This is a genomic window from uncultured Gimesia sp., assembly GCF_937919775.1.
Lineage (GTDB): Bacteria > Planctomycetota > Planctomycetia > Planctomycetales > Planctomycetaceae > Gimesia.
In genome coordinates, this window is record NZ_CALFPF010000785.1 from 1 (window position 1) to 2,163 (window position 2,163).

At 47.1% G+C, this 2,163-nt stretch carries 3 protein-coding genes; 2 read left to right on the forward strand and 1 reads right to left on the reverse strand.

Translation table 11 applies throughout. From position 1 onward, the window contains the following. Both Q0294_RS22255 and Q0294_RS22260 read left to right on the forward strand, forming a co-directional pair. The coding region (locus Q0294_RS22255) for a tetratricopeptide repeat protein (RefSeq protein ID WP_299469844.1) at nucleotides 1–264 on the forward strand (264 nt) is incomplete at its 5' end. A 15-nt stretch (nucleotides 265–279) separates the two neighbouring features. Beyond that, nucleotides 280–1,341, forward strand: coding sequence for a sulfotransferase (locus tag Q0294_RS22260; RefSeq protein WP_299469846.1), 1,062 nt, complete (start codon nucleotides 280–282; stop codon nucleotides 1,339–1,341). 40 nt (nucleotides 1,342–1,381) lie between these two features. Here Q0294_RS22260 and Q0294_RS22265 read toward each other — a convergent pair. Further along, nucleotides 1,382–2,163: HEAT repeat domain-containing protein (locus tag Q0294_RS22265; protein ID WP_299469848.1), on the reverse strand; the 782-nt coding region annotated here is incomplete at its 5' end.

Sequence of the window (2,163 nt, forward strand, 5' to 3'; positions counted from 1 at the left end):
AATCTCATCGCTGAAGCCGTTAAATTACTGCAGGCCAATCAGGCGAAAAAAGCAGAAGATCTTTTAAAGCCGTTTTATCCGGCAAATGTGAATAACGATCAGTTTCCGCATTTCTATGGTCTGGCTGCATCAAACAGCGGAGATTATGCGTCGGGCATTGAGCGCCTGAAAAAAGCAATCGCGCTGAATCCGCAGATTGCCGAATATCACCATAATCTTGCCGCCATCTATCGTCTGGTGGGAGATTTTGATCTTTCAGAGTAGCACTATCTGACGGCATTGAATTTAAAACCGGATTATGCAGAAGCGTATTTCAATTATTCTGCAGCCCGAAAGTTTGCATTCGATGACCCCATCGTCCCCCATCTCGAACAGCAATTGTCGCGGTCGGATCTATCCGATGAAGATCGATGTTTTCTGGGGTTTGCAGCGGGAAAAATATTCAACGATATCAAGGATTATGATAAAGCCTTTTCATTTTACGAGATGGGAAATCGTTTCAAGAACTCTCAGTTTGAAATCGATCAGTTCAGGAGAGAGATCGATCGACTCATCTCGTTTTTTTCAACTGAGAGGATCCAGCAGCTTTCCTCACTGGGAGTCTCGAGCAAGGTTCCTGTTTTTATTGTGGGAATGCCGCGTACCGGCACGACCCTGGTTGAACAAATCTTATCCAGCCATCCCGAAGTTCATGGGGCAGGGGAATTGCCGGATATCTCCAGTATTGCTGGAACGATGAAGCAGTACGCGATACCGAAAACCGATTTTCCGGAATGTGTGGCGAACCTGCCGGAAAACGCATTTGCAGGTTTTGCAGATGCGTATTTGCGTCGATTGCGCACATTCGACCATTCCGCGGTTCGCATTATTGATAAAATGCCTGCGAATTTTTTGCATCTGGGTCTGATTGCAATTCTGTTTCCAGAGGCAAAAGTGATTCATTGTCAGAGGCATCCACTTGACACCTGTCTTTCGTGCTATTTTCAGCGTTTTCGTCGAGGCCATGATTATTCTTTTAATCTAACACACCTGGGACTGTATTACCGGGAGTATCAAAGACTCATGCAGCATTGGAAAGCCGTTCTGCCGGTTGCACCTTACGAACTGCATTATTCCGAACTGGTCGCCGATCAGGAAGCGGTCAGCAAAAAACTGATTGACTTTATTGGTATTTCCTGGGACGACCGTTGTCTGAATTTTCATGACAACAGCCGACCTGTCACTACGGCAAGCAACTGGCAGGTCCGCCGTCCCATGAATCGAGCGGGATTGGATCGCTGGAAAAACTACGACCAACATTTGGGAGCGCTTCGCGAAGTTCTGGAACTTTCGGAATTCTGATATTAGAACAGATAATTCTGCAGACGGTTTACTGCGAGTCTTACTTGATCACCGGAATCAGCCCTGTCTGGTTTTGCATAGAAGCCCACCAGAGACGCCACATTCTTTCATTATAGCCGAAATTCTGCTTCGTGATTTTTTGCAGTGCCAGCAATACGGCTTCATTCTGGTGAGCGTGTTTTACAGAAACCGTTCGCATCAGCACCTTGGGTTGCTGAGATGGCAATACGATCACGCCATTAGGGTATCGACCTGCCAATAATCCTGCTTCAATCTCTGGCGGCAGGACCACGCCGGAATTACCAAAGGTGCCGTTCGTATTATAGGAATATGTAGAACTTGTATCAGGCACTCTAACAACATAAGTATGGTCGGTGATTAAAGCAGTAATCAGGTCGGGGACCACAGATTGATTCCCAATCTCTTCGAGACCTGCGCCTGCTCTTTGTACGATGATATTGGATTTGTTTTTCAATGCTTCGATGAAAAATGCGATGGCCCCGGTTGCGTCTCGTTTGGCGAGTGTTTCCAGAGCAGACGTGCGAATCGTCGGTTCAGGGTCTGTCAAAATCAGTTCCACCAGCGGGCGGAGTGGCTTATCACCGGAAATCTGGGCAAGTGTAGAAACCAGAAGTGACCGAATAACAACGCTATCATGCTTTCCCATCATTCTGGCCAGGGCAGCAACAGCATGCGGGTCTGTAATCGACTGCATGTTTTTCAACCCCTGTTGCTGTTGCAGCAGATCATTGCTACCGAGCAAGATCAGCCAGAGTTTGACATCCTTGATCCATTTTCTTTCTTCTTCCAGATCCGCCTCAT